Raw genomic sequence first — 22587 nt, 5'->3', positions numbered from 1 at the left:
TTCACGAGCGGGGGGCAGGAGAAGTCAATGCACGGACCCCGCATCAACTGATGGCCCATCAGGAGATGTCAGTCTCGGGGTTCTGGGTCTGGAAGGTGCGCCGGTAGGCGGTCGGGCTCACGCCGAGGGCCGCCTGCACGTGCTTGCGCAGCGACTGGGCCGTCCCGAAGCCCGCCTCCCGGGCCACCCGCTCGATCGGGAGATCGGTCCGTTCCAGCAGCTGCCGGGCCCGCTCCACCCGCTGCGCGGTGATCCATTCGCCGGGGCTGACGCCCGCCTCCTCCCGGAAGCGGCGGGTGAAGGTCCGTACGGACACCGCTTCCTGCCGGGCCAGGTCACTGAGGCTGACCGGCTCGTGCAGCCGGTCCATCACCCAGGCCCGGGCCGCCGCGGTGCTGGCGAACTGCGGCTGCGGCACCGGGCGCTCGATGAACTGGGCCTGTCCGCCCTCCCGGTGCGGCGGTACGACGGTGCGCCGGGCCACGTCGTTGGCGACGGCCGCGCCGTGGTCGCGGCGCACGATGTGCAGGCACAGGTCGATCCCGGAGGCGACGCCGGCGGAGGTCAGCACGTCCCCGTCGTCGGTGTAGAGCACGTTCGCGTCGACCCGTACGGCCGGGAAGAGCTGCTGGAAGTGCTCGGCGTACGCCCAGTGGGTGGTGGCCCGGTGGCCGTCCAGGTATCCGGCCGCCGCCAGCACGTAGCCGCCGGTGCAGATGGAGACCAGGCGGGTGCCGGGCCGGATGTGCGCGAGGGCCGCCGCCAGCTCGTCCGTCAGGACGCCCTTCTCGTGGACGGGGCCCAGCTCGTACGAGGCGGGCACGACGACGGTGTCGGCCGCGGCGAGCAGTTCGGGGCCGTGCTCGACGTGGACCGCGAAGTCGGCGTTCGTGGACACCGCTCCGGGGCGCAGTCCGCAGGTGAGGGTCTCGTAGTGGGGCCGGCCCTCCGCATCCCTGGAGTAGCCGAAGATCCGGTGCGGGATGCCGAGTTCGAAGGGCAGCAGGCCGGCGAGGGCGAGGACGGCGACACGGTGCGGCTTCATGGCCCGATCGTAGCGAACCATGTCGGTCGGGCCACTGTCGCGGAGCGTACCGCGGCCCGGAAGCTGTCTGCGTGACGCAGACAGCACCCACCTCCGCCGATGCCCCGCAGGCTCCCCGCCGGGCCGGCCGCATCCACCGCGCCTGGTTCGCCGCGGCCGTCGCCTTCGTGACGATCATCGGCGCCGCCGCCTTCGCCTCCCTCCCCGGTCTGCTCATCGAGCCGCTGCACGAGGAGTTCGACTGGTCGCGCGGCACGATCGGCTTCGCGGTCTCCGTGAACCTCGCGCTCTACGGGCTCACCGCCCCCTTCGCCGCCGCCCTGATGGACCGCTTCGGCATCCGCAAGGTCGTCGCGGTGGCCCTGACCGTCATAGCCGGCGGCTCCGTGGCCACCGTGTGGATGACCGCCGCCTGGCAGCTGGTGCTGCTGTGGGGCGTACTGGTGGGCCTGGGCAGCGGCTCGATGGCCCTCGCGTTCGCAGCGACGGTGACCAACCGCTGGTTCACCGCCCGGCGCGGGCTGGTCACCGGCATCCTGACCGCCGCGGGCGCCTCCGGGCAGCTGATCTTCCTGCCGCTGCTGTCCTGGCTGGTGGAGCACCACGGCTGGCGCCCGGCGGCGGTCACGGTGTCACTGGCTGCCCTGGCCGTGGTCCCCTTCGTATGGCTGCTGCTGCGCGACCACCCGGCGGACGTGGGCCTCGCCCCGTACGGGGGCACGTACACGGCCAAGCCGGCTCCGGTCCCGGGCGCGGCGCGGCGGGCCGTGACGGTCCTGTTCAAGGCGGCCCGGACGGGGCCCTTCTGGCTGCTGGCGGGCACCTTCGCGATCTGCGGCGCCTCGACCAACGGGCTGGTGCGGATCCACTTCGTGCCGGCGGCCCACGACCACGGCATGCCGGTGACGGCGGCCGCGGGACTCCTCGCGGTGGTGGGCGTGTTCGACGTGGTCGGCACGATCGCGTCCGGCTGGTTCACGGACCGCTTCGACGCCCGGCGCCTGCTGGCCGTGTACTACGCCCTGCGCGGCATCTCGCTGCTCTTCCTGCCGATGCTGCTGGCGCCGTCGGTGCAGCCGCCGCTGGTGTTCTTCATCGTCTTCTACGGCCTGGACTGGGTGGCGACGGTCCCTCCGACCATCGCCCTGTGCCGGGAGCAGTACGGGGAGGACAGCGCGATCGTCTTCGGCTGGGTGCTGGCCTCCCACCAGGTCGGCGCGGCCCTGGTGGCCTTCCTCGGCGGCCTGGCGCGGGACGCCTCCGGCTCGTACGACCTGGTCTGGTACGCGTCGGGCGCGCTGTGCGCGATGGCGGCGCTGATGTCGATGGTGATCCGCCGCCGGTAGCCTCCCGGCGGGCGGCCGAACTCCCGGGGGGCCGCCGCTGCCCCCTTCCCGTCACCCCGACGGCGCTCCGCGCCCGCGCCTCATACGCGGATTCCAGCCCGTCCGGCGTTTGAGGACCGGGGGCCCGGGGGCGGATCCCCCGCCGGGTCCGGGCGGAGCCCCGGGTCCTCAAGCCCCGCCGGCGTTTGAGGCGCGGGGTCCGGGTGGAGCCCGGGGAACGGTGGAAGGGCGGGGCGGGGAGCGGCTCCGCGCAGCGGCACCCCGGGGCGGCCCGCACGCAACGGGCCACCGGGCCCGGGCGCGCGGCGGGGCACCTCCTCGGCCGTCGAACGTTTCCACGGGGTCGGACACGTACGGCGTGGTTGCGTTCGACGCCCTGCGGGGGCGCCCCACCGCACACCCCACCCCGGCGGGGGCGGTCCGGGCTGCGGGAAGCCCCGGCGACGGGGGAGGGCTAGCCGGCCGGGGTCGTGGACTTCAGGGTGCCGTCCGGCCCGGCCAGCAGCACCGGCGTGTCCGGGCCACCGAGGTCGCGTACGGCCGCACGGTCGGCCTCGGCCGGGGCATCCGCGGCGGAGACGACGGCCGCGGCCTCCAGGGACTGCGCCCCGCTCGCCACGGCCATGGCGACCGCGGTCTGCAGCGCGCTCAGCTTGAGGGAGTCGAGCTCCACCGTCCCGGCGACGTAGGTGCGGCCGGTCTCGTCGCGCACGGCCGCACCCTCGGGCACTCCGTTGCGGGCCCGGGCACTGCGCGCGAGCGTGATGATCTTGGTGTCCTCGGGGTCGATCCCGGTGCTGTCGGTCATGGGCGAAAGCATATGGAGCGCCCCGGCCGGGCCGTGCAACGACCCCGCCGGGGCACCCTCCCCTCCATGCCCCGTTCCCCCTGGGGCACCACAAACCTAAGCGGAAGGTATGAGCTTCCTGCGTTCCAAAGGTCCCTTACCCGTATGACCTTCGGCCCGCTGGGATTCCAGTACGTGGGACGCCCCCGGGGGTCACGGCCGGTCGAGCCGCAGCCGCTCCGCCCTCGGGAGGCCCGCGACCACCAGGTCGTACGAGTCCTCCACCAGCTCCCGGACCATCTCGTCCGGCAGCCCGCCCACCGTGACGGTGTTCCAGTGCCGCTTGTTCATGTGGTAGCCCGGCGCGATCGCCTCGTGCTCCTCCCGCAGCCGCACCGCCAGCTCCGGCTCGCACTTGAGGTTGACCTTCAGCGGCTCGGCGTCCAGCGCCGACAGCGCGAACATCTTCCCCAGCACCTTGAACACCGAGGTCTCCGGCGTGAAGGGGAACTCCTCCACCGCCGCGTTGAAGCCCAGACAGAACGCGCGCAGCTGCTCCGGGGTCATTCGCCCTCCTCGCCCTCGCCCGCCGCCGGGACCACCGGCTCGACGAGCACCGTCACGATCTTGTTCCGCCGCCCCGCAGGGGATTCGGCCGTCAGCCGCAGCGGCCGCCCGTCGGGCAGTTCCACCGTCGCCGAGGCACCCGCGATCGGCACCCGGCCCAGCGCCTTGGCCAGCAGGCCGCCGACCGTCTCCACGTCCTCGTCGTCGAAGGCCTCGACCTTGAACAGCTCGCCCAGGTCGGTGATGTCGAGCCGGGCCGTGACCCGGTAGCGGTTCTCGCCGAGCTCCTCGACGGGCGGCAGCTCCCGGTCGTACTCGTCGGTGATCTCGCCGACGATCTCCTCCAGGATGTCCTCGATGGTGACGATGCCGGCCGTGCCGCCGTACTCGTCGATGACCACCGCCACGTGGTTGCGCACCTGCTGCATCTCCCGCAGCAGGTCGCCCGCGTTCTTGGTGTCGGGCACGAAGACGGCGGGCCGCATCGCCGTCGAGACCAGGTCGGCCTCGGCGTCCCGGCTGATGTGGGTCTTGCGGACCAGGTCCTTCAGGTAGACGATCCCGACGATGTCGTCCTCGTTCTCCCCGGTCACCGGGATGCGCGAGAAACCGGACCGCAGGGCGAGCGTGGTCGCCTGACGGACCGTCTTGTACCGCTCGATGCAGATCAGGTCGGTGCGCGGCACCATCACCTCGCGCACGAGCGTGTCGCCGAGCTCGAAGACCTGGTGCACCATCCGCCGCTCGTCGTCCTCGATCAGCGATTCCTTCTCCGCCAGGTCCACCATGGCGCGCAGCTCGGCCTCGGAGGCGAACGGCCCCTTGCGGAAGCCCTTCCCGGGCGTGAGCGCGTTGCCGATGAGGATCAGCAGCTGCGGGATCGGCCCCATGATCCGGGCGAGCGGTACGAGGACGTACGCGGCGGCCGTCGCGGTGTTCAGGGGGTGCTGGCGGCCGATCGTGCGCGGGGAGACGCCCACGGCCACGAAGGAGACCAGCACCATCACGGCGATGGCCACGAGCAGCGCCGTCCAGGTGTCGCCGAAGGCGTCGAGGCAGACGTAGGTGACCAGCACCCCGGCCGCCATCTCGCAGGTGACGCGGACCAGCAGCGCCACGTTCAGGTAGCGGGTGGGGTCCCCGGCGACCTGGGCGAGCTTCGCGCTGCCGCGCCGTCCCTCCCGTACGGCCTGCTCTGCGCGGAAGCTGGAGATCCGAGCGATCCCGGACTCCGCGCACGCCGCGAACCAGGCGACCACGACCAGCAGCACCGCTCCGGTGATCAGCTGGGGGGCGTTCACGAGACGGTCGGGGCCGGCGACGGACCGGTGATGCCGCGCTCGGTGCGCCAGCCGTCGACGATCGCCGCCTGGAGGCCGAACATCTCGGCCTTCTCGTCCGGCTCCTCGTGGTCGTAACCGAGCAGGTGCAGCACCCCGTGGACGGTCAGGAGCTGGAGCTCCTCGTCCATGGAGTGCTGCGTCGGGGCTTCCTCGCCCTGCTTCTTCGCGACCTCGGGGCAGAGCACGATGTCACCGAGGAGCCCCTGCGGGGGCTCCTCGTCGTCCTTCGTCGGCGGACGGAGCTCGTCCATCGGGAAGGACATGACGTCGGTGGGTCCGGGCAGGTCCATCCACTGGATGTGGAGCTGCTCCATCGCGTCCTCGTCGATGACGATGACGGACAGCTCGGAGAGCGGGTGGATCCGCATCCGGGTGAGCGCGTAGCGGGCGATGTCGAGGATCGCCTGCTCGTCGACCTCGGTTCCGGACTCGTTGTTGACGTCGATCGACATGGTGCGCTGGGGTCTACTTCCGCTGGTGGCCGTTCGCGGCCTGCTGGCCGTCGTCGTACTTCTCGTACGCGTCGACGATACGGCCGACCAGCTTGTGCCGGACGACATCCTCCGACGTGAGCCGGGAGAAGTGGATGTCCGGCACCCCGTCGAGGATCTCCTGGACCTGGCGCAGACCGCTCCTGGCCCCGCCCGGGAGGTCGATCTGGGTGATGTCACCGGTGATCACGATCTTCGAGTCGAAGCCGAGCCGGGTCAGGAACATCTTCATCTGCTCGGTGGTCGTGTTCTGCGCCTCGTCGAGGACCACGAAGGCGTCGTTGAGCGTGCGCCCTCGCATGTAGGCGAGCGGTGCGACCTCGATCGTGCCCGCCGCCATGAGCCGCGGGATCGAGTCGGGGTCCATCATGTCGTGCAGCGCGTCGTAGAGCGGGCGCAGGTACGGGTCGATCTTGTCGAAGAGGGTGCCCGGCAGGAAGCCGAGCCGCTCCCCCGCCTCGACGGCCGGCCGGGTCAGGATGATGCGGCTGACCTGCTTGGACTGCAGGGCCTGCACCGCCTTGGCCATGGCGAGGTAGGTCTTGCCGGTACCGGCGGGGCCGATGCCGAAGACGATCGTGTTCTTGTCGATCGCGTCGACGTACCGCTTCTGGTTGAGCGTCTTGGGGCGGATGGTGCGGCCGCGGCTGGAGAGGATGTTCTGGGTGAGCACCTCGGCGGGCGTCTCGTCCGGGCCGTTGCCGTTCTCGCTCGACTTGAGCATGGCGATCGAGCGTTCCACTGCGTCCTCCGTCATCGGCTGCCCGGTGCGGAGCACCAGCATCATCTCGTCGAACAGGCGCTGGATCAGTGCGACTTCCGCCGCCGCACCGATCGCGCTGACCTGGTTGCCCCGAACATGGATGTCGGCCTTCGGGAAGGCCTTCTCGATCACGCGCAACAGGGCGTCACCCGAGCCGAGCACGGTCACCATCGGGTGGGTGGCCGGAACGGTGAAGTGGGCTCGCGCCTGCCCCGGCGCCGGGATGTGGGCTGTCGATGTCTGAGTCATGGGCCGGCACTGTGGCCTGCACATACCTCCCGCTGAAGGGCCGCGCTGTTCGACGACCTCCGGAATACCAAGCGTACGACGCCGCGCGGTCTTCCCCGAGAGGTTTTCGCCCCGCCTGCAGGGGCCGGGTGGGCGGACGGCTACGCGGAGTGCCGGAAGCCGATCGTCGGCACCGCCCTGCGGCGCTCGGCCGGGGTGGACCGCCGGGGGACGAGCTCGTCGAGGAAGGCGTACCGGCCGCGCAGCCCCTCGGGGGCGGTCCGCCACCAGTGGGCCACTTCCGGCCAGCCGGGGGCCGACAGGGAGCCGCCGAACTCCTGCACCGACAGTGCGGCCGTGAGCCCGGCGAAGGCGAGCCGGTCCGCCAGCGGCCAGCCCGCCAGGGTGCCGGTGACGAAGCCCGCCACGTACACGTCGCCCGCGCCGGTGGGATCCAGCTCCTCGACCGCGATCCCGCGGACCTCGGCCGTCTCCCCGGTGCGCCCGTCCACCGCGTACGAGCCCTCCGCACCCATCGTCACCACCGCGATCGGCACCTTCTCGGCCAGCGCCCGGGCCGCCGCGCGCGGACAGTCGGTCCGGGTGTAGCGCATCGCCTCGCCCGCGTTCGGCAGGAACGCCTCGCAGTGCTCCAGGTCGGCCAGGCCGCCCAGGTCCCAGCGCCCGCTCTCGTCCCACCCCGTGTCCGCGAAGACCCGCGAGCCGCGCCGGGCGGCCTCCCCGATCCACTCCTCGCCGCGGCCGGGGCCCAGCGAGGCCACGGCCGCCCGGGCTCTCGGCGGGCACTGCGGGAACGGGCCCGGGCCCGCCGGGGGCGGTGCCTCGTGGCCGTGGGAGACCATCGTGCGCTCGCCCTCGTACGCCATGGAGACCGTGACGGGGCTGTGCCAGCCGGGCACCGTGCGGGACATGGAGAGGTCGATGCCCTCGCCCTGTTCGAGCGCGTCCCAGCAGTACTCGCCGTAGTGGTCGTCCCCGAAGGCCGCGGCCAGCGAGGTGCGCAGGCCGAGCCGGGCCAGGGCGGTGGCCATGTTGGCGACGCCGCCGGGGCTCGAGCCCATGCCGCGCGCCCAGGACTCCGTACCGCGCACGGGCGCGGAGTCGAGGCCGGTGAAGATGATGTCCAGGAAGACCGTGCCCGTGAGGAAGACGTCGCAGCCCGGTTCCTCCGGGTCCCGCACCGGACCGAGCGGGTCCACGGCGGCTGTGGGGCTGTCGAAGCTGTCCCGACTCGTCACGGTGTGCTCCCCGGAGTTCTGGAAGGTTCGTTCCTGCGGTGGAAACAGTGTGGCTCAGATCACCACGCCAAGGTGCCGTACCACGGTGGTCCACCGCCGTGCGGAGCCGTTCCCCACCCCGCCCTTCCACCGTTCCCGAGGGCTCCGCCCCGGACCTCGCGCGTCAAACGCCGGGGAGGCCGGACTCTGCCCGCCCGGGACGGGGACGGGGCCCCGGACGGCGCCCCGCCCCGGCAGCAGCCTCAAGCAGCCCCGCCGGGAACACCGCCCTCACCCCGCCGAGCCCCCCGCAGGGGAAGGGCCCCGCTTCGGGAGCGGCACGCGCACCAGGTCCGCGGCCACCGTCAGCTCGCCCTCGAAACCGGCCTCCCGGGCCTCGCGTTCGAACGCCTCCGGGTCGGTGTAGCGCTGCGAGAAGTGGGTCAGCACCAGGTGGCGTACGCCCGCCGCCCGCGCCACCTGTGCCGCCTGACCGGCCGTGAGGTGGCCGTGCTCGGTGGCCAGCGCGGATTCCGCTTCGAGGAAGGTCGACTCGATGACCAGCATGTCGCAGCCTTCCGCGAGCGCCTCCACCCCCTCGCACAGCCGGGTGTCCATCACGAAGGCGAACCGCTGCCCCGCCCGGTGCTCGCTGACGTCGTCCAGCGACACCTCGCCGAGCCGCCCCTCGCGCTGGATCCGGCCCACGTCCGGCCCCTCGACCCCGTGCCGCGCGAGCAGCTCGGGGACCATGCGCCGGCCGTCCGGCTCGGTGACCCGGTAGCCGAAGGACTCCACCGGGTGCGAGAGCCTGTGCGCCTCCAGGGCGTACGACGGCCCTTCGGCCACGGGAAGCATCCCGTCGCCCACCACCGGGGACTCCTCCAGCAGCACGGTCTCCCGGTACGCCGTCGCGTACCGCAGCCGGTCGAAGAACTTCTGCCCCGATGCCGGGTAGTGCGCGCTGACCGGGTGCGGCACCCGGTCGAGGTTGATCCGCTGGATCACCCCGGCGAGCCCGAGGCTGTGGTCACCGTGGAAGTGGGTGACGCAGATCCGGTTGATGTCGTGCGCGGCGACGCCGGCGCGCAGCATCTGCCGCTGCGTGCCCTCGCCCGGGTCGAAGAGGATGCCCTCGCCGTCCCAGCGCAGGAGGTAGCCGTTGTGGTTGCGGTGGCGGGTGGGCACCTGGCTGGCGGTGCCCAGCACCACGAACTCTCTTACGGACATCTGCGATCCCGGTCAGCCGGGCGGCCACTGGAGGCCGCGGCCCCCGAGGACGTGCAGGTGTGCGTGGAAGACGGTCTGGCCGGCGCCGGCGCCGGTGTTGAACACGACCCGGTAGCCGTGGTCGTCGATCTTCTCTTCGGCGGCGATGTTCCCGGCCTCACGCAGTATGTCGGCGATGACCGTCGGCTCGGCGGCGGCGAGGGAGGCCGCGTCGGGGTAGTGCACCTTCGGGATGACGAGCACGTGCGTGGGCGCCTGCGGGTTGATGTCCCGGAAGGCGACGATGGTCTCGGTCTCCCGGACCACCGTCGCGGGGATGGACCCCGTGACGATCTTGCAGAACAGGCAGTCGGCCTGCGGTTCCCCGGCCATTGCTGAGCCTCCCGTGGTGTTGATCAGTCCGCGCATCGTATCGGCCACCGGCGCCGCCCCGTCCGGAACGACCGCCCGAAGGGCATCTCCGCGGCCGGGGGCGGCGCGGCCCCACCAGGACCACCGCCCCGTCGGCACCACGGCCCGCCAGGGCGCGCGTACCGCCGGGCCCGGGCCCGGCCCGCCGAAGCCCGTGCACCGCCGACCCGGGCCGCCCCAGCCCTCCGGCTGCCTCAGCCCCCGGGCCGCCCCAGACCCCGGGCTGCCTCAGCCCCCGGGCCGCCTCCGGCCCCCGGCCCCCGGCCCCCGGCCCCCGGACGGTGTCAGCCCCAGCGTCCCGTGCGCGCCAGCAGCACCGCCGTCGCCGCGGTCCCCGCCGTGGAGGTCCGTAGCACCGAGCGCCCCAGCCGGTACGGCTGCGCCCCCGCCCCCGCGAAGACGGCGAGCTCCTCCGGGGAGACCCCGCCCTCGGGGCCGACCACCAGCATGACGGAACCGGCCGCCGGGAGCTCCACCGTGGCCAGCGCCCCGGAGGGGGTGTCCCGGTCCTCGTGCAGGACCATCGCCAGGTCGGCGTCGGCCAGCAGCTGCGCCACCTGCTTGGTGGACATGGCCTCGGCCACCTCCGGGAACCGGACCCGGCGGGACTGCTTGCCCGCCTCCCGGGCCGTGGCCCGCCACTTGGCCAGGGACTTGGCCCCCCGGTCGCCGCGCCACTGGGTGATGCACCGCGAGGCCTGCCACGGCACGATCGCGTCCACGCCGGTCTCGGTCATGGTCTCCACCGCCACCTCGCCCCGGTCCCCCTTGGGCAGGGCCTGCACGACGGTGATCCGGACGGCCGGTTCGGCCTCCTCGAAGACCCCGGACACCGAGACGACGAGCCGGTCCTTGCCCTCCGCCGCCTTCACCACGGCCTCGGCCCAGCGCCCGCGGCCGTCCGCGAGGACCACCGCCTCGCCCGGGTTCAGCCGCTTCACGGAGACCGCGTGCCGGCCCTCCGGGCCGTCCAGGACGAACTCCGGCCCCGCGGGGACCTCCTCGACCACGAACACGGGGGCGGTCATGACGCACTCCTCATCTGCATGTCCTTCAACACTCGCTGCGCCTCGGCCAGTTCGGCCGCCAGCACCTCCACCAGCTGCCCGGCGGGCAGCGCCCGCGCCAGCCGGTGTCCCTGGCCCGCCCACAGCGCCATGCCCTGCGGGTCCCCGGCCGCCGCGGCGGCCTTGCGCAGCCCCGAGGTCAGATGGTGCACCTGCGGGTACGCGGCGGGGGCGTAGGGCCCGTGCTCCCGCATGAAGCGGTTCACCAGGCCCCGGGCAGGCCGCCCGGAGAAGGCCCGGGTCAGCTCGGTCCGTACGAAGAGCGGGTCGGTCAGCGCCCGCTTGTGCAGCGGGTCCGCCCCCGACTCGGGGCACACCAGGAAGGCCGTGCCGAGCATGGCCGCGACCGCACCCGCCGCCAGCAGGGCCGCGATCTGCGAGCCGCGCATCAGGCCGCCCGCCGCAGTGATGGGCAGCGCGACCGCTTCCCGTACCTGGGCGACCAGCGCGAGCAGCCCCAGGGCGGCCGTGCCGTCGGCCTGGGGGTCGTCGCGGTGCGTGCCCTGGTGGCCGCCGGCCTCGACGCCCTGGACGCAGACCGCGTCGGCGCCGGCGTCCTGTGCGCTGCGGGCCTCCTCGGCGGAGGTCACGGTGACGACGGTGTACGTGCCCGCCTTGCGCAGGGCTGCGAGGGCCTCGGGCGCGGGGCAGCCGAAGGTGAAGGAGACGACCGGGACCGGGTCCTCGAGGAGGATGGCGAGTTTGGCGTCGTAGCCGTCGTCGCTGGTGCCGATGATCTCCTCCTCGGCGAGGGAGATCGCGTACCAGCTCGCCTCCCCGGCGAGCTGTCCGCGGTACGCCTCGACGGCGGCCGGGTCCACGTAACCGGTCTGCGGCATGAAGAGGTTGACGCCGAAGGGGCGCCGGGTCAGCGCCCGCACCTGTTTGATCTCGTGGTACATGCCGTCGGCGGTCTTGTAGCCGCCGGCCAGGTAGCCCAGTCCGCCCGCTTCGCACACGGCTCCGACGAGTGCGGGGCAGGAGCCGCCGCCGGCCATGGGCGCCTGCACGATCGGGTGAGGGGAGAGACCGCTCGGTGCCGAGGACATGGACTGCATCGTGCCACGTCCCGCCCGGTCGGCCGAATCACCGCATTCGCCTGGCATAGTCCGCTTCCCGGCGTGGCCGGATCCGGTCCGCGACGGCCCTGGCGGCCCCCTCCCCCACCGCACGGAGCCCGGTCCGGGGACACTCCCCGGGCCGGGCTCCTGTGCGTGCGTACGGGCCGGTCAGCGGCCGTTGAAGGCGTCCTTCAGGCGGCTGAACAGACCCTGCTGGCCCGGCGCGAACTGGCCCGTCGGCCGCTCCTCGCCGCGCAGCTTCGCCAGCTGGCGCAGCAGCTCCTCCTGCTGGGCGTCCAGCTTGCCCGGGGTGGTGACCTCGACGTGGACGATCAGGTCGCCGCGCCCGCCGCCGCGCAGGTGCGTGACGCCGCGCCCGTGCAGCGGGATCGCCTGGCCGGACTGGGTACCGGGCCGGATGTCGATCTCCTCCAGGCCGTCGAGGGTCTCCAGCGGGCACTTGGTGCCCAGGGCCGCCGCCGTCATGGGGATGGTCACCGTGCAGTGCAGGTCGTCCCCGCGCCGCTGGAACGTCGGGTGCGACAGCTCGTGGATCTCCACGTACAGGTCGCCGGCGGGGCCGCCGCCGGGGCCGACCTCGCCCTCACCCGCGAGCTGGATCCGGGTGCCGTTCTCGACACCGGCCGGGATCTTGACCGTGAGGCTGCGGCGGGAGCGTACCCGGCCGTCGCCCGCGCACTCGTGGCACGGGGTCGGGACGACGGTGCCGAAGCCCTGGCACTGCGGGCAGGGGCGCGAGGTCATGACCTGGCCCAGGAAGGACCGGGTGACCTGCGAGACCTCACCGCGGCCGCGGCACATGTCACACGTCTGCGCCGAGGTGCCGGGGGCGGCGCCCTCGCCGGAGCAGGTGGTGCAGACGACGGCCGTGTCGACCTGGATGTCCTTGGTCGTCCCGAAGGCGGCCTCGTCCAGCTCCAGGTCCAGGCGGATCATCGCGTCCTGGCCGCGGCGGGTCCGCGAGCGCGGGCCGCGCTGCGAGGACTGGCCGAAGAAGGCGTCCATGATGTCGGAGAAGTTGCCGAAGCCGCCCGCCCCGAAGCCGCCCGCGCCGCCGCCGCCCGAGGAGGACAGCGGGTCGCCGCCGAGGTCGTAGACCTGCTTCTTCTGCGGGTCCGACAGCACCTCGTAGGCCGCGTTGATCTCCTTGAAACGCTCCTGCGTCTTGGGATCGGGGTTCACGTCCGGGTGCAGCTCGCGCGCGAGCCGCCGGAATGCCTTCTTGATCTCATCCTGGGATGCGTCGCGGCGTACGCCGAGAGTGGCGTAGTAGTCCGTGGCCACTTACGACTCCGCCAGGATCTGTCCGACGTAACGTGCCACTGCGCGTACCGCTCCCATCGTTCCGGGGTAATCCATGCGGGTCGGTCCGACCACGCCGAGCTTGGCGACCGTTTCGCCGCCCGAACCGTAACCGACCGAGACGACGGACGTGGAGTTCAGTCCCTCGTAGGCATTCTCATGCCCGATCCTTACGGCCATCCCCGACTCGTTGGCCTCGCCGAGCAGCTTGAGGAGCACGACCTGCTCCTCAAGCGCCTCGAGCACCGGCCTGATCGTCAGGGGAAAATCGTGTCCGAAGCGGGTGAGATTGGCGGTGCCGCCGATCATCAGCCGTTCCTCGGCTTCCTCGACCAGGGTTTCGAGGAGTGTCGCGAGCACGGTGGACACCGTGGCGCGGTCATCGGCCTCGAAGGACTCGGGGAGGTCCTGGACGAGCGGGGGCACGTCGGTGAACCGACGGCCGACGACGCGGCTGTTGAGCCGGGCCCGCAGATCGGAGAGGGAGGCCTCGCCGAAGGGGGTCTGGCAGTCGATCAGCCGCTGTTCGACGCGCCCGGTGTCCGTGATCAGTACGAGCATCAGGCGCGCGGGGGCGAGCGAGAGCAGCTCCACGTGCCGGACGGTCGACCGGGTCAGGCTCGGGTACTGCACGACGGCGACCTGGCGGGTGAGCTGCGCGAGCAGCCGCACCGTGCGGCCGACCACGTCGTCGAGGTCGACGGCGCCGTCGAGGAAGTTCTGGATGGCCCGCCGCTCGGGGGTCGACAGCGGTTTGACCCCCGCCAGCTTGTCGACGAAGAGGCGGTAGCCCTTGTCGGTGGGGATCCGGCCGGCGCTGGTGTGGGGCTGGGCGATGTAGCCCTCTTCCTCCAGCACGGCCATGTCGTTGCGCACGGTGGCAGGCGAGACCCCGAGCCGGTGCCGCTCGGTGAGCGCCTTGGAGCCGACCGGCTCCTCCGTCCCGACGTAGTCCTGGACGATGGCGCGCAGCACTTCGAGTCTGCGTTCGCTGAGCATCGCGCACACCTCCAGCTGTGGTCCGTTGCCCTGTCGTTGGCACTCTGGGCGTTCGAGTGCCAGAGATCCCCCGCTCAGTGTACGGCCGGGTAGTAAGACCCTGGCAAGGGAGGCCCGCCAGGGTAGCGTCGCGGCATGGACGTGCGTTGGGAAGAGGCGGGCTGGGAACGGCTGACCGGACGGGCCGGGCGCAGACGGCTCCCGGTGTGGGACTGCAGCGTGGGACTGGTGGTGGGCGACGATTCCGTGCTCCTCGTCGACCCCGGTTCGTGCCTGCGCGAGGGCGCGCAGGTGCGTGCGGAGGCCGAGCGGCTGACCGGCCGGCGAGTGACCCATATCGCATTCACGCACGGCCATTTCGATCACGTTCTGGGCGGGGCCGCCTTCTCCGGCGCGGAGGTGTACGGGGCGGTCGGCCTGGACGCGCTGCTCACCACGGGCCGCGAGGAGCTGCGTGACGACGCCGTGCGGCACGGCCTGGCGGACGCGGAGGCCTCGGAGGCGGCGGACCTGCTGGTGGTGCCGAAGCACCTGGTGTCGGGCGAGTGGACGCTGGAACTGGGCGGGGTGCAGGTGCTGCTGGCCAACGTGGGCCCCGGGCACACGCGGCACGATCTGGCGGTCTTCGTGCCGGGCGAGCGCGAGACGGTGTTCTGCGGGGACCTGGTGGAGGAGTCGGGCGAGCCCTCGGTGGGCCCGGACGCGACGCCGGGGCAGTGGCCCGCCGCCCTGGACCGGCTGCTGTCGCTGGGCGGGGAGGAGGCGTTGTACGTGCCGGGCCACGGAGCCGTCGTCGACGCGGCCTTCGTCCGTGCGCAACGCGCCACACTGGCGGGCCGTTTCGGCGTGTCGTAGCCATGACGGCCGTACCTCTCCTACGCTCGGCCGGATGCGCGAGTACTCCCCCGACCTGACCCCCCAGTGGAAGCGCCCGAAGGCCGTGCCGGAGGTGGCGGCCGAGCCGGACCTGGTGGTCGAGGTGGCCGGTACGGACTTCTGCGGCGCGGTGGTGTCCTGCGAGGCGGGCACGGTGACCCTGGAGGACCGCTTCGGCAAGCGGCGGGTGTTCCCGCTGGAGCCGCGCGGGTTCCTGCTGGACGGCGCCGTGGTGACCCTGACCCGCCCCTCGCGCGCCCCCGCCGCGCCCTCCCGTACGGCCTCGGGCTCGATCGCCGTCCCGGGGGCCCGGGCCCGGGTGGCGCGGGCGGGCCGCATCTACGTGGAGGGCCGCCACGACGCGGAACTGGTCGAGAAGGTCTGGGGTGACGACCTGCGCATCGAGGGCGTGGTGGTGGAGTACCTGGAGGGCGTCGACGACCTCCGGGCGATCGTCGACGACTTCGCCCCGGGCCCGGACGCCCGCCTGGGCGTCCTGGTCGACCACCTGGTGCCCGGCTCGAAGGAGTCCCGCATCGCGGCCTCGGTGACCTCGCAGGACGTCCTGATCGTGGGCCACCCGTACATCGACGTCTGGCAGGCGGTGAAACCGTCCGCCCTGGGCATCCCGGCGTGGCCGGTGGTCCCGCGCGGCCAGGACTGGAAGACGGGCGTCTGCCGGGCGCTGGGCTGGCCGGAGAACACCGGCGCCGCGTGGCAGCACATCCTGTCCCGCGTGACGTCGTACAAGGACCTGGAGCCGACGCTCCTGGGCCGCGTCGAGGAACTGATCGACTTCGTCACGGTGGGCGGCGCCGCCTGAACCCCGCCGGGGTCCCGGCGGCGTGCGGTCAGTCCACCAGGTCCCGGACCACGGCGTCGGCCAGCAGCCGCCCGCGCAGGGTCAGCACGGCGCGCCCCGCCTCGTACGGCGCGGCCTCCAGCAGCCCGTCCGCGAGGGCCCGGCGGGACGCGGCGAGCCCGGCGGGCGCGAGCAGGGACAGCGGCACACCGTCCACCAGGCGCAGCTCCAGCAGGATCCGCTCCACCCGCCGGTCCTCGTCGGACAGGAGCTCCCGCCCGGCCCCGGGGGACCGCCCCTCGGCCAGCGCGGCGGCGTACGCGCCCGGATGCTTCACGTTCCACCAGCGCACCCCGCCCACGTGCGAGTGGGCGCCCGGGCCCGCGCCCCACCAGTCGGCGCCGCGCCAGTACAGCTCGTTGTGCAGGCAGCGCCCGGCCTCCGAGGTGGCCCAGTTGGACACCTCGTACCAGGAGTAGCCGGCCGCGGCCATGACCTCGTCGGCGATCAGGTACCGGTCGGCGTGCACGTCGTCGTCGGTCATCGGGACCTCGCCCCGGCGGATCCGACGGGCCAGCTGGGTGCCCTCCTCGACGATCAGCGCGTACGCACTGACGTGGTCCGGGCCCGCGCCGAGCGCCGCGTCCAGCGAGGCCCGCCAGTCGTCGTCGGACTCGCCCGGGGTCCCGTAGATCAGGTCCAGGTTGACGTGCTCGAAGCCGGCCGCCCGCGCCTCGGCGACGCACGCCTCCGGCCGGCCCGGCGTGTGCGTGCGGTCCAGGACCTTCAGGACGTGCTGCTTCGCGCTCTGCATGCCGAAGGAGATCCGGTTGAAGCCGCCGGCCCGGAGCTCGGCCAGGTACTCCGGGTTCACCGACTCCGGGTTGGCCTCGGTGGTGACCTCGGCGTCCTCGGCCAGGCCGAACTCGTCCCGGATCGCCGCGAGCATCCGTACGAGGTCCCCGGCCGGCAGCAGGGTCGGCGTTCCGCCGCCCACGAACACGGTGCGCACGGCCCTCGGGTCGTCCCCGAGCACCTTCCGCGCGAGCCGGACCTCGTCGATCAGGGTGTCGGCGTAGTTCTCCCGCGAGGCGAGCACGCCGCCGGTGCCCCGCAGCTCGGTGGCCGTGTAGGTGTTGAAGTCGCAGTACCCGCAGCGGGTGGCGCAGTAGGGAACGTGCAGGTAGAAACCGAGCGGCCGGTCCCCCGCCCCGGCAAGGGCGTGCGACGGCAGCGAGCCGTCTTCGGGCATGGGTTCACCGTCGGGCAGTGCGGAAGGCATACCCCCATCATCCCGCACCGCCCGACGGACGGGTCACCGCTTCACCCGTCGACGAATCGGATGATCACGCCGAGCCGTACTCCCGTCTCTGTGACGTACTCGACGGTGTCGCCGGTCTCACGCCACATCAGCGCCTGCCCCAGGGGCGAGTACGGGCTCAGCCGTTCGGCCTCGCCGCCGGCGCTGAGGGCAATCTCATAGATCGTGATGCCGTCCTGCTGGTCCGCGTCCTCGAGACCCACGAGGCAGCCCGGGGTGACGAGGCCGCCCTCGTCGATCGCCGAGTCGACTTCCACCTGGTCGAGAACGGTGCGGAGGAATTCCTTGCGGTCCTTCAGCTGCCTCTCGCGCTTCCCCCGGTCTCCTTGCTGGGCCTGCCACGACGAGCTGTCCACGGCGACGACCTCCGGCGCGGGCTTCTCCAGCTCGTCGCGCACCCTGTCGAGTTCCTTCTGGACCCGGCGATAGGCGGTCAGAGAGATCCCGTGGGCCTTGATCCGCCGGTCCCGGCCCTCGGCCGGGGAGGGCGCAGCGCGCTCGGCCTCGGCAGCCGGACGCCGTGTGTCGCGGGGCTGCGCCGGGACGGCTTTCACCGGGCTTCCGGCGGCCTTGCCCTGCGCACCGGCCGGGCGCATGAGCTCGACGGGCGGGCCCTGCCGGGACCCGCCGTGGTAGCGGATGAGGGCCGTCTGCCGGCCGTCCACCAGCACGGGGATGTCGGTCCTCGCGACGCTGGCCCTGACGGCGGCCTGCACCTCGTCCCGGGTCAGGTGGACGAGGGACGCACGGTCCCGGAACAGTTCGACCATGTCCTCGCCCTCGGTACCGGATGCCGCGATGAACCTGGCCTTGCCCGTCGGCTCCTCCACGTTGGGCACGGAACGGCGCATGCTGAGGGCGTGCTGTGCCGTGTTGACCTCGGAGCGCTCGATCCGGGCCACGGTCCGGAACCCGTGCGGCTCGGTCGTCCACACCACGGCCTCGCCGGCCCCGGGCCGCACGCCGGGCTCCGGTATCTGCGGGGCTTGCGGGACCGGCACCCCGGCCTGTGCGTTGACGACCGTGCGGACGCGCTCCTGTGGGGCGGGCGCGGTGTCCGGCGGGAAAGGACCTTCTGGAGGAGCCGGATCGACCGCTTCCGTGGGCGCCGCGTGGTCGGGCGCGGCGGGCACAACCACGTGTGCGTCGCCCCGTCCCGCCGTCCCGATGCCCAGCCGGTCCAGCTCCGCCCACAGGGGTTCGAGTGCCTTCTCCGGGTCGAGGAAGAACCGGCTGCCCCTGATGCGTACGAAGGTCCAGCCCACCCGCTCCAGCTCGCGCTGCCGGGCGGCATCCTCGTCCGCGTTCTCCTCCGTGTGGAACGCGTCGCCGTCGCACTCCACCGCCAGTCGGCGCGTGCCGCCCTCGACGACCAGGTCGATCCGGTAGCGGCCGGCCGGGTACTGCGGCCGGACCCGGTAGCCGCGGGCCCGTAGGGCGAGGAAGACCCGCTGCTCGAAGAGGCTGTCGAACGCTTCGTGGGGCTGGTCGGGCGACACGTCCCCGAGGCCCGCGCCGTCCTGGGCCTCGGCGGGCCGCGAGAACCAGTCCAGATAGGCCCGTCGCAGATCGGACTCCCCCAGATCGGAGAGGCCGAAGCTGTGGAACAGCCATACCTGGTCACGGGCGCGGGAGGCCGCCACGTTGATGTGCTGCTGCGCCAGTGCGCTGCTGTACGGGCCGACGCGGCGGGGCCCTTCCGAGCCGGTCAGGGACGTCACAGCGCTGATGAAGACGATGTCGCGTTCGTCGCCCTGGAACTCTTCGGCGTTGCCCACGCGCAGGCGGCGCCGCTGGCGCTCGTCCAGCGGAAGGTCACTGAGCAGGTCCTCGATCAGGAACTTCTGCGCAGCTCCGAGCAGCGTGATGACGCCCATCGTGCGCCCTCGGTACGCGGGGTCCTCGACACACCGGAACACCGCCTCGACCAGCCGCTCCGCCTCGGCCCGGTTGACCTGTTTCTGACCGGTGCCCTCTACGTACCCGTCCGCCACATGGACGGCTTTGAGCGGGGCCAGCCTCTCCGCACCGTACTGGCGCAGTGGTTGGAGGCGTCCTCCGTAGCAGAGTTCGTTGGAGAAGCCGATGATCTCCGGCATGCACCGGAAGTGCTCGCGCAGCATCAGGCGGCCACGGCCCCCGGCGAGACCGGAGGCTATGTCGAAGAAGCTGGCGGTCGGGGTGAAGAGGTTCCGGCGGAAGTCGGGCAGCCCGCTGAGGAGCCGGCTCTGCAACACGAACAGTTCGTCGTGGTCGATGCCGACGTTCGCTGGGCTGACCTGCTTGTCGTCACCCACCACGATGATCTTCGCGCCCAGCCAGGCCAGCAGCAGGGCTTCCGGTCCCGACTGGCTCGCCTCGTCGATGATGACCACGTCGAAGCGGCCTGCCCGGTCCGTGGGGACCGTGTCCGTGACCTGGTGGAGCGGCATGATCCAGGCGGGTACCGCCGACTGGCTGGCCTGCAGGCTCTCTCTGGCCTGCCGGCGGTACCGCGGCGCGTACTTGCCTGTGCCCTTGCCCAGCCTCTTGACGCTCTGCTGGTAGGAGGTGAGGGCGACCGCCTGGTCATCGGTGAGTCGAGACAGGCAGCTGTACCAGGCCTTGTCCGCGGCGAGCCGCTCCAGGCTGATGCGGATGTCGGCGTCGGCCTGGGCGAGCAGGGCGAGTTCTTTCTCCTCGGCCGCCGGGTCGGTGAGCTCGCGCATCCGGGCGTCCCAGACGGACCAGGCCCAGGCCGCCTCGTAGTCGGGCAGCCTCGTGTCCCAGTGGGCCGACTCGGCCTCCGCTTCGATCCGGTCGGCGAGCTCCGGCATGGTCCGCGCGACGGCCGAGTAAGCCTCGTCGCAGGCGTGTTTGCGCGTGAGGGCCTCACGCAACTCGTCGACCTCACCGACGGCCTCGGCGTACGCCTTGGGGTCACGACATTCGGCGGCCGCACGGGCCCGGTCCAGTGCGACCGCCGCACCTCGGCGGTGCGCCGCGGCGCGCAGGGCGCTGAGAGTGTCGGCAAGCTTTTCTCGGGGGGCCTGGGCGGCGCGCTGGGTCGCTCGGGCCTTCAGAAGGCTGCTGACCGTGCTCACGAGCTCTCCGTCCTGCCAGGAAGCCCCAGCCAGTCCGGGTGCCGCCGCAGCGGCCCGGACGGCCTCACCCCGCCTGTCGGCGAGCTCCCCGAGCCGGGTCAGGGCGGCAACGTTCTCACGCAGCCTGGTGAGCCGTCGGGCGGGCGGTTGCCAGGCGGATCCGGGCGCCCCGCTCTCGTTCTCGGTCTCCTGCAGGTTCCGCTCCAGCCGGATCCGGTGCAGGACGGTTTCGGCCGCGGCCGCCGTCTGCAGGGGCTGCCCGTCCACCCTCGCCGTCTCGGGGAAGTCCCCCACCGCCTTGCGGAGCCTGGTCTTCAGCCCCAGCGGTCCCCGGAGCTTCTCGCCCGCGGCGAGGGAGTCCCGCAAGACGGTCGCCAGGCCGAGGGCGCCGGGTATGTCGTACTCCTCCAGCCCGCTGACGAGGGCTGCGCCGAGCGCGGACGCCGAAGCCTGCGCCTCGGCCAGCGCAGCGGACTCTCGCTCCAGCCGGTCCCGCAGGTTCAGGTCGCGCCCGGCCAGCACCTCGTCGCGCAGGGTCGCCAGCCAGGTCGTCGGCTCGTCGGCCGTGGTGGCGACCGCGGCGGCGAAGGCTTCCAGCGCCGAGGCAAGCCGCTCCTGGGCGGCCGGGTCGAGCCCTGAGATCGCGTCGTCGAGGCGCGCCGACCGCGGGTCCTCCCGCAGGAGGCCCAGATCGGCCTCGGCCGCGCTCACGGCATCGACCGCGGCGGCGAATTCCTCGCCGGAGAGCAGTGTGGCCCGCTCGGGCAGCCCGGCGGTCACAGAAGCTGCAAGGCTCCGGTGACGTGTGGTGAAGGCGAGGGACGCCCGTCGCAGTTCCGTCAGCAGGGCTCTGTCGACCAGCGGTTCGGTGCCGGGTACGGCTCCGATCCACGCGTAGCGCGGCCGCTCCTCGTTGAGCCGCTGGGCGATGCGGGCGAGAGTGCCCTGGTAGTCGCCGATGTCGGCGCCGTGGCGGTAGGTCTCCTGTTCACGCAGGGCTCGGAGGTTCTTCAGTGCGGTCGCCTGTACCGAGCGGGCCGAACGGAGTTTCGCCTCGTGGCTCTCGATCGCGCGCCGGTACGTGCGTGCGGAGAACTCGCCCTGCCGGTGCAGGATGGCCCTGATCGACTGTTCGAGTTCCTGCTGGGCGGTGAGATCGTCCGTGCGGCTGACGCAGAGTTCGCGTATCGACTCCGGCAGCTTGTCCTTGAGTACCTTCAGCGCACGCGCCGTGTGGCTGGTGATCAGTACGCGCTGACCGTGCGCGAGCAGGTCGGTGACGAGATTGGCGATGGTGTGGGTCTTGCCCGTCCCGGGCGGCCCCTGCACGACCACCAGGTCCCGGTCGCGCAGCCGTTCGGCGATCGTCCGCTGTTCGTCGTTGGAGGGCAGAGCGAAGTAGAGCTCCTGCGGCATGGCGCCGTCGGCCGTGCGACCCGGCTCCACGCCATGGCCCGCGTCGAGCGGGGCCGAGGCCCCGGAACCCGCAATGGCCCTGAGCAGCCGCGTCGGTTCGGCGCCCTGCTCGATGCGGTTGGCCACGCCCTGGAGGGCTTCGAGCATGCTGCGGCGGGTGCGTTCGCGCAGGAGGAGAGCGGGTGCGAAGCTGACCACGGGGACCGACCGGCCGGTGGCCGTCGACTGGTGGCGGGTCGGGTCGCTCTCGTACCGTCCTGCCTCGTGCGCGGCGATGACCCAGGTGCGGAGGGCCTGGTGGAGTATCGCGTGCTGTCCTGGGTCGGTGGCGTCCGACGTCTCCAGGTCCTGGCGGATGCTCTCCCTGGTGCCGGCGCGGGCCTTCTGCTCGGCGTCGAGCATCGACTCTTCCAGCGTGGGCGCGCCGTGTTCCGGGTCCGGGCCCACCGAAAGGGTGCCGGTATCCGGATCGAGTGCGATCACCGCGCGGCAGGTGATCAAGTGCCGTCGGACGGCTTCACCGCCGGAGCTCCAGGTCAGATAGCCGATGCCGACGACGAGTTCATAGCTCTCGCCGAGGTCCGTGACGTCCTCGTGGATCCGGTAGAGCCGGTCGTAGACCCTCGCGGCCGGCTTGACCGTGCGGTCGTGCTCGGCCCAGCGCAGCCAGCGGGTGGTCCAGGCCCGGTGTTCGGCGAGCAGTTCGTCGCGCTGGTGGAAGTCGTCGAGGGTGACTTGCGTCCGGTCGGACCGGACGTCGCCGCCGACCTGGACCGTCACGACCGGGAGGGCCGTCTGTTCGCGCAGGGCCGGGGCGGTGGTGCGGTCCGAGTCCCGAATTTCCGCCTGGTTCAGCCACGGGGCGAGGAGGTTCGACGCAGCAGGCGCCTCCGGCCGGACCGGGCGCTGGGCCGAGAGCCACAGGGGCGTGTCTCCCGGCACCGCTTCCGTGAGGAACGAGGCGAACTCCCCGGGGAGCTCACTGAACCAGAGGAGATGGCGCGCGCCGTCGTGATTGCGCACCGGCTTGGTCCGGCTCTCGCCGACCTCCGCGAGGTAGCGGAAGATCTGCCGGACGCGGGCCAAATCCTCGGGGACAGCGGCAGGGACGGACACTTGCACCTCGCTGATCACACAGGCATCTCGGGTAAGAGTGTGCGAATCCTACGCGCCTGTCGTGACTGTCCATC

At 72.5% G+C, this 22587-nt stretch carries 18 protein-coding genes; 3 read left to right on the top strand and 15 right to left on the bottom strand.

From position 1 onward, the window contains the following. Positions 1–58: 58 nt before the first annotated feature. A complete protein-coding gene (locus ACIGFK_RS22810; RefSeq protein ID WP_376662344.1) occupies positions 59–1045 on the bottom strand; it encodes a GlxA family transcriptional regulator in 987 nt (328 codons plus the stop codon). A gap of 71 nt (positions 1046–1116) precedes the next feature. Here ACIGFK_RS22810 and ACIGFK_RS22805 point away from each other — a divergent pair, with 71 nt between their 5' ends. Next, entirely contained in the window at positions 1117–2391 is a 1275-nt protein-coding gene (locus tag ACIGFK_RS22805; RefSeq protein WP_376662345.1) for an MFS transporter, read from the top strand. 454 nt (positions 2392–2845) lie between these two features. Here the strand turns inward: ACIGFK_RS22805 and ACIGFK_RS22800 are convergent, their stop codons facing one another. The 12 genes from ACIGFK_RS22800 to hrcA all read right to left on the bottom strand — a co-directional run bounded on the left by ACIGFK_RS22800 (position 2846) and on the right by hrcA (position 13899). Next, on the bottom strand, positions 2846–3199 hold the full coding sequence (locus tag ACIGFK_RS22800; protein WP_376660959.1) for a cytidine deaminase: 354 nt from the start codon (positions 3197–3199) through the stop codon (positions 2846–2848). Positions 3200–3391: 192 nt separating this feature from the next. Then, positions 3392–3745, bottom strand: coding sequence for an MmcQ/YjbR family DNA-binding protein (locus tag ACIGFK_RS22795; protein ID WP_376660960.1), 354 nt, complete (start codon positions 3743–3745; stop codon positions 3392–3394). Further along, the gene (locus tag ACIGFK_RS22790; RefSeq protein WP_376660961.1) at positions 3742–5046 is read right to left on the bottom strand and encodes a hemolysin family protein; all 1305 of its coding nucleotides are present in this window, start codon (positions 5044–5046) and stop codon (positions 3742–3744) included. The genes ACIGFK_RS22795 and ACIGFK_RS22790 overlap by 4 nt, the downstream gene beginning before the upstream one ends. Further along, entirely contained in the window at positions 5043–5540 is a 498-nt protein-coding gene (gene ybeY, locus ACIGFK_RS22785) for an rRNA maturation RNase YbeY (RefSeq protein ID WP_400053331.1), read from the bottom strand. Before ybeY ends, ACIGFK_RS22790 begins: the two co-directional genes overlap by 4 nt. Positions 5541–5553: 13 nt before the next feature. Further along, positions 5554–6591: a PhoH family protein gene (locus ACIGFK_RS22780; RefSeq protein WP_376660963.1), complete on the bottom strand. Its 1038-nt coding sequence runs from the start codon at positions 6589–6591 to the stop codon at positions 5554–5556. 140 nt (positions 6592–6731) lie between these two features. Then, on the bottom strand, positions 6732–7829 hold the full coding sequence (locus ACIGFK_RS22775) for a carbohydrate kinase family protein (RefSeq protein ID WP_376660964.1): 1098 nt from the start codon (positions 7827–7829) through the stop codon (positions 6732–6734). Between the two features lie 270 nt (positions 7830–8099). Beyond that, entirely contained in the window at positions 8100–9038 is a 939-nt protein-coding gene (locus ACIGFK_RS22770; protein WP_376660965.1) for a ribonuclease Z, read from the bottom strand. A gap of 12 nt (positions 9039–9050) precedes the next feature. Continuing rightward, entirely contained in the window at positions 9051–9410 is a 360-nt protein-coding gene (locus ACIGFK_RS22765; protein WP_386466774.1) for a histidine triad nucleotide-binding protein, read from the bottom strand. Between the two features lie 323 nt (positions 9411–9733). Further along, positions 9734–10477 carry a 16S rRNA (uracil(1498)-N(3))-methyltransferase gene (locus tag ACIGFK_RS22760; RefSeq protein WP_400053328.1) on the bottom strand — a complete coding sequence of 248 codons (744 nt, stop codon included), beginning with the start codon at positions 10475–10477 and terminating at the stop codon, positions 9734–9736. Further along, positions 10474–11565, bottom strand: a complete 1092-nt coding sequence (locus tag ACIGFK_RS22755) for a nitronate monooxygenase (RefSeq protein ID WP_376660968.1) — start codon at positions 11563–11565, stop codon at positions 10474–10476. The genes ACIGFK_RS22760 and ACIGFK_RS22755 overlap by 4 nt, the downstream gene beginning before the upstream one ends. A gap of 180 nt (positions 11566–11745) precedes the next feature. After that, positions 11746–12882: a molecular chaperone DnaJ gene (dnaJ, locus tag ACIGFK_RS22750; RefSeq protein ID WP_376660969.1), complete on the bottom strand. Its 1137-nt coding sequence runs from the start codon at positions 12880–12882 to the stop codon at positions 11746–11748. Then, a complete protein-coding gene (gene hrcA, locus ACIGFK_RS22745; RefSeq protein WP_376660970.1) occupies positions 12883–13899 on the bottom strand; it encodes a heat-inducible transcriptional repressor HrcA in 1017 nt (338 codons plus the stop codon). 135 nt (positions 13900–14034) lie between these two features. On the opposite strand from hrcA, the gene ACIGFK_RS22740 reads away from it, so the two are divergent. Next, positions 14035–14754 (top strand): MBL fold metallo-hydrolase, encoded by a 720-nt coding sequence (locus ACIGFK_RS22740; RefSeq protein ID WP_400053325.1) that lies wholly within the window; start codon positions 14035–14037, stop codon positions 14752–14754. A 34-nt stretch (positions 14755–14788) separates the two neighbouring features. Further along, positions 14789–15598: a DUF3097 domain-containing protein gene (locus ACIGFK_RS22735; protein ID WP_376660972.1), complete on the top strand. Its 810-nt coding sequence runs from the start codon at positions 14789–14791 to the stop codon at positions 15596–15598. A 28-nt stretch (positions 15599–15626) separates the two neighbouring features. On the opposite strand, the gene hemW is transcribed toward ACIGFK_RS22735, so the two are convergent. Together hemW and ACIGFK_RS22725 are read right to left on the bottom strand one after the other, a co-directional pair. Then, on the bottom strand, positions 15627–16859 hold the full coding sequence (gene hemW, locus ACIGFK_RS22730; protein ID WP_376660973.1) for a radical SAM family heme chaperone HemW: 1233 nt from the start codon (positions 16857–16859) through the stop codon (positions 15627–15629). A 41-nt stretch (positions 16860–16900) separates the two neighbouring features. Then, positions 16901–22513: an AAA domain-containing protein gene (locus tag ACIGFK_RS22725; protein WP_400053323.1), complete on the bottom strand. Its 5613-nt coding sequence runs from the start codon at positions 22511–22513 to the stop codon at positions 16901–16903. Between the last annotated feature and the right edge of the window lie 74 nt (positions 22514–22587).

Origin of the sequence: Streptomyces sp. NPDC085524, assembly GCF_044541755.1 — a bacterium.
GTDB lineage: Bacteria > Actinomycetota > Actinomycetes > Streptomycetales > Streptomycetaceae > Streptomyces.
This window is presented reverse-complemented; position numbering and strand designations above follow the sequence as displayed.

Bases quoted from the DNA above. Each gene is read 5' to 3' on its own strand.
- ACIGFK_RS22795 (WP_376660960.1), bottom strand. From the start codon at position 3,745: ATGACCCCGGAGCAGCTGCGCGCGTTCTGTCTGGGCTTCAACGCGGCG.
- ACIGFK_RS22765 (WP_386466774.1), bottom strand. From the start codon at position 9,410: ATGGCCGGGGAACCGCAGGCCGACTGCCTGTTCTGCAAGATCGTCACG.
- hemW (WP_376660973.1), bottom strand. From the start codon at position 16,859: ATGCCTTCCGCACTGCCCGACGGTGAACCCATGCCCGAAGACGGCTCG.
- hrcA (WP_376660970.1), bottom strand. From the start codon at position 13,899: ATGCTCAGCGAACGCAGACTCGAAGTGCTGCGCGCCATCGTCCAGGAC.
- ACIGFK_RS22800 (WP_376660959.1), bottom strand. From the start codon at position 3,199: ATGACCGACAGCACCGGGATCGACCCCGAGGACACCAAGATCATCACG.
- ACIGFK_RS22810 (WP_376662344.1), bottom strand. From the start codon at position 1,045: ATGAAGCCGCACCGTGTCGCCGTCCTCGCCCTCGCCGGCCTGCTGCCC.
- ACIGFK_RS22770 (WP_376660965.1), bottom strand. From the start codon at position 9,038: ATGTCCGTAAGAGAGTTCGTGGTGCTGGGCACCGCCAGCCAGGTGCCC.
- ACIGFK_RS22735 (WP_376660972.1), top strand. From the start codon at position 14,789: ATGCGCGAGTACTCCCCCGACCTGACCCCCCAGTGGAAGCGCCCGAAG.
- ACIGFK_RS22760 (WP_400053328.1), bottom strand. From the start codon at position 10,477: ATGACCGCCCCCGTGTTCGTGGTCGAGGAGGTCCCCGCGGGGCCGGAG.
- ACIGFK_RS22780 (WP_376660963.1), bottom strand. From the start codon at position 6,591: ATGACTCAGACATCGACAGCCCACATCCCGGCGCCGGGGCAGGCGCGA.
- ACIGFK_RS22755 (WP_376660968.1), bottom strand. From the start codon at position 11,565: ATGTCCTCGGCACCGAGCGGTCTCTCCCCTCACCCGATCGTGCAGGCG.
- ACIGFK_RS22740 (WP_400053325.1), top strand. From the start codon at position 14,035: ATGGACGTGCGTTGGGAAGAGGCGGGCTGGGAACGGCTGACCGGACGG.
- ybeY (WP_400053331.1), bottom strand. From the start codon at position 5,540: ATGTCGATCGACGTCAACAACGAGTCCGGAACCGAGGTCGACGAGCAG.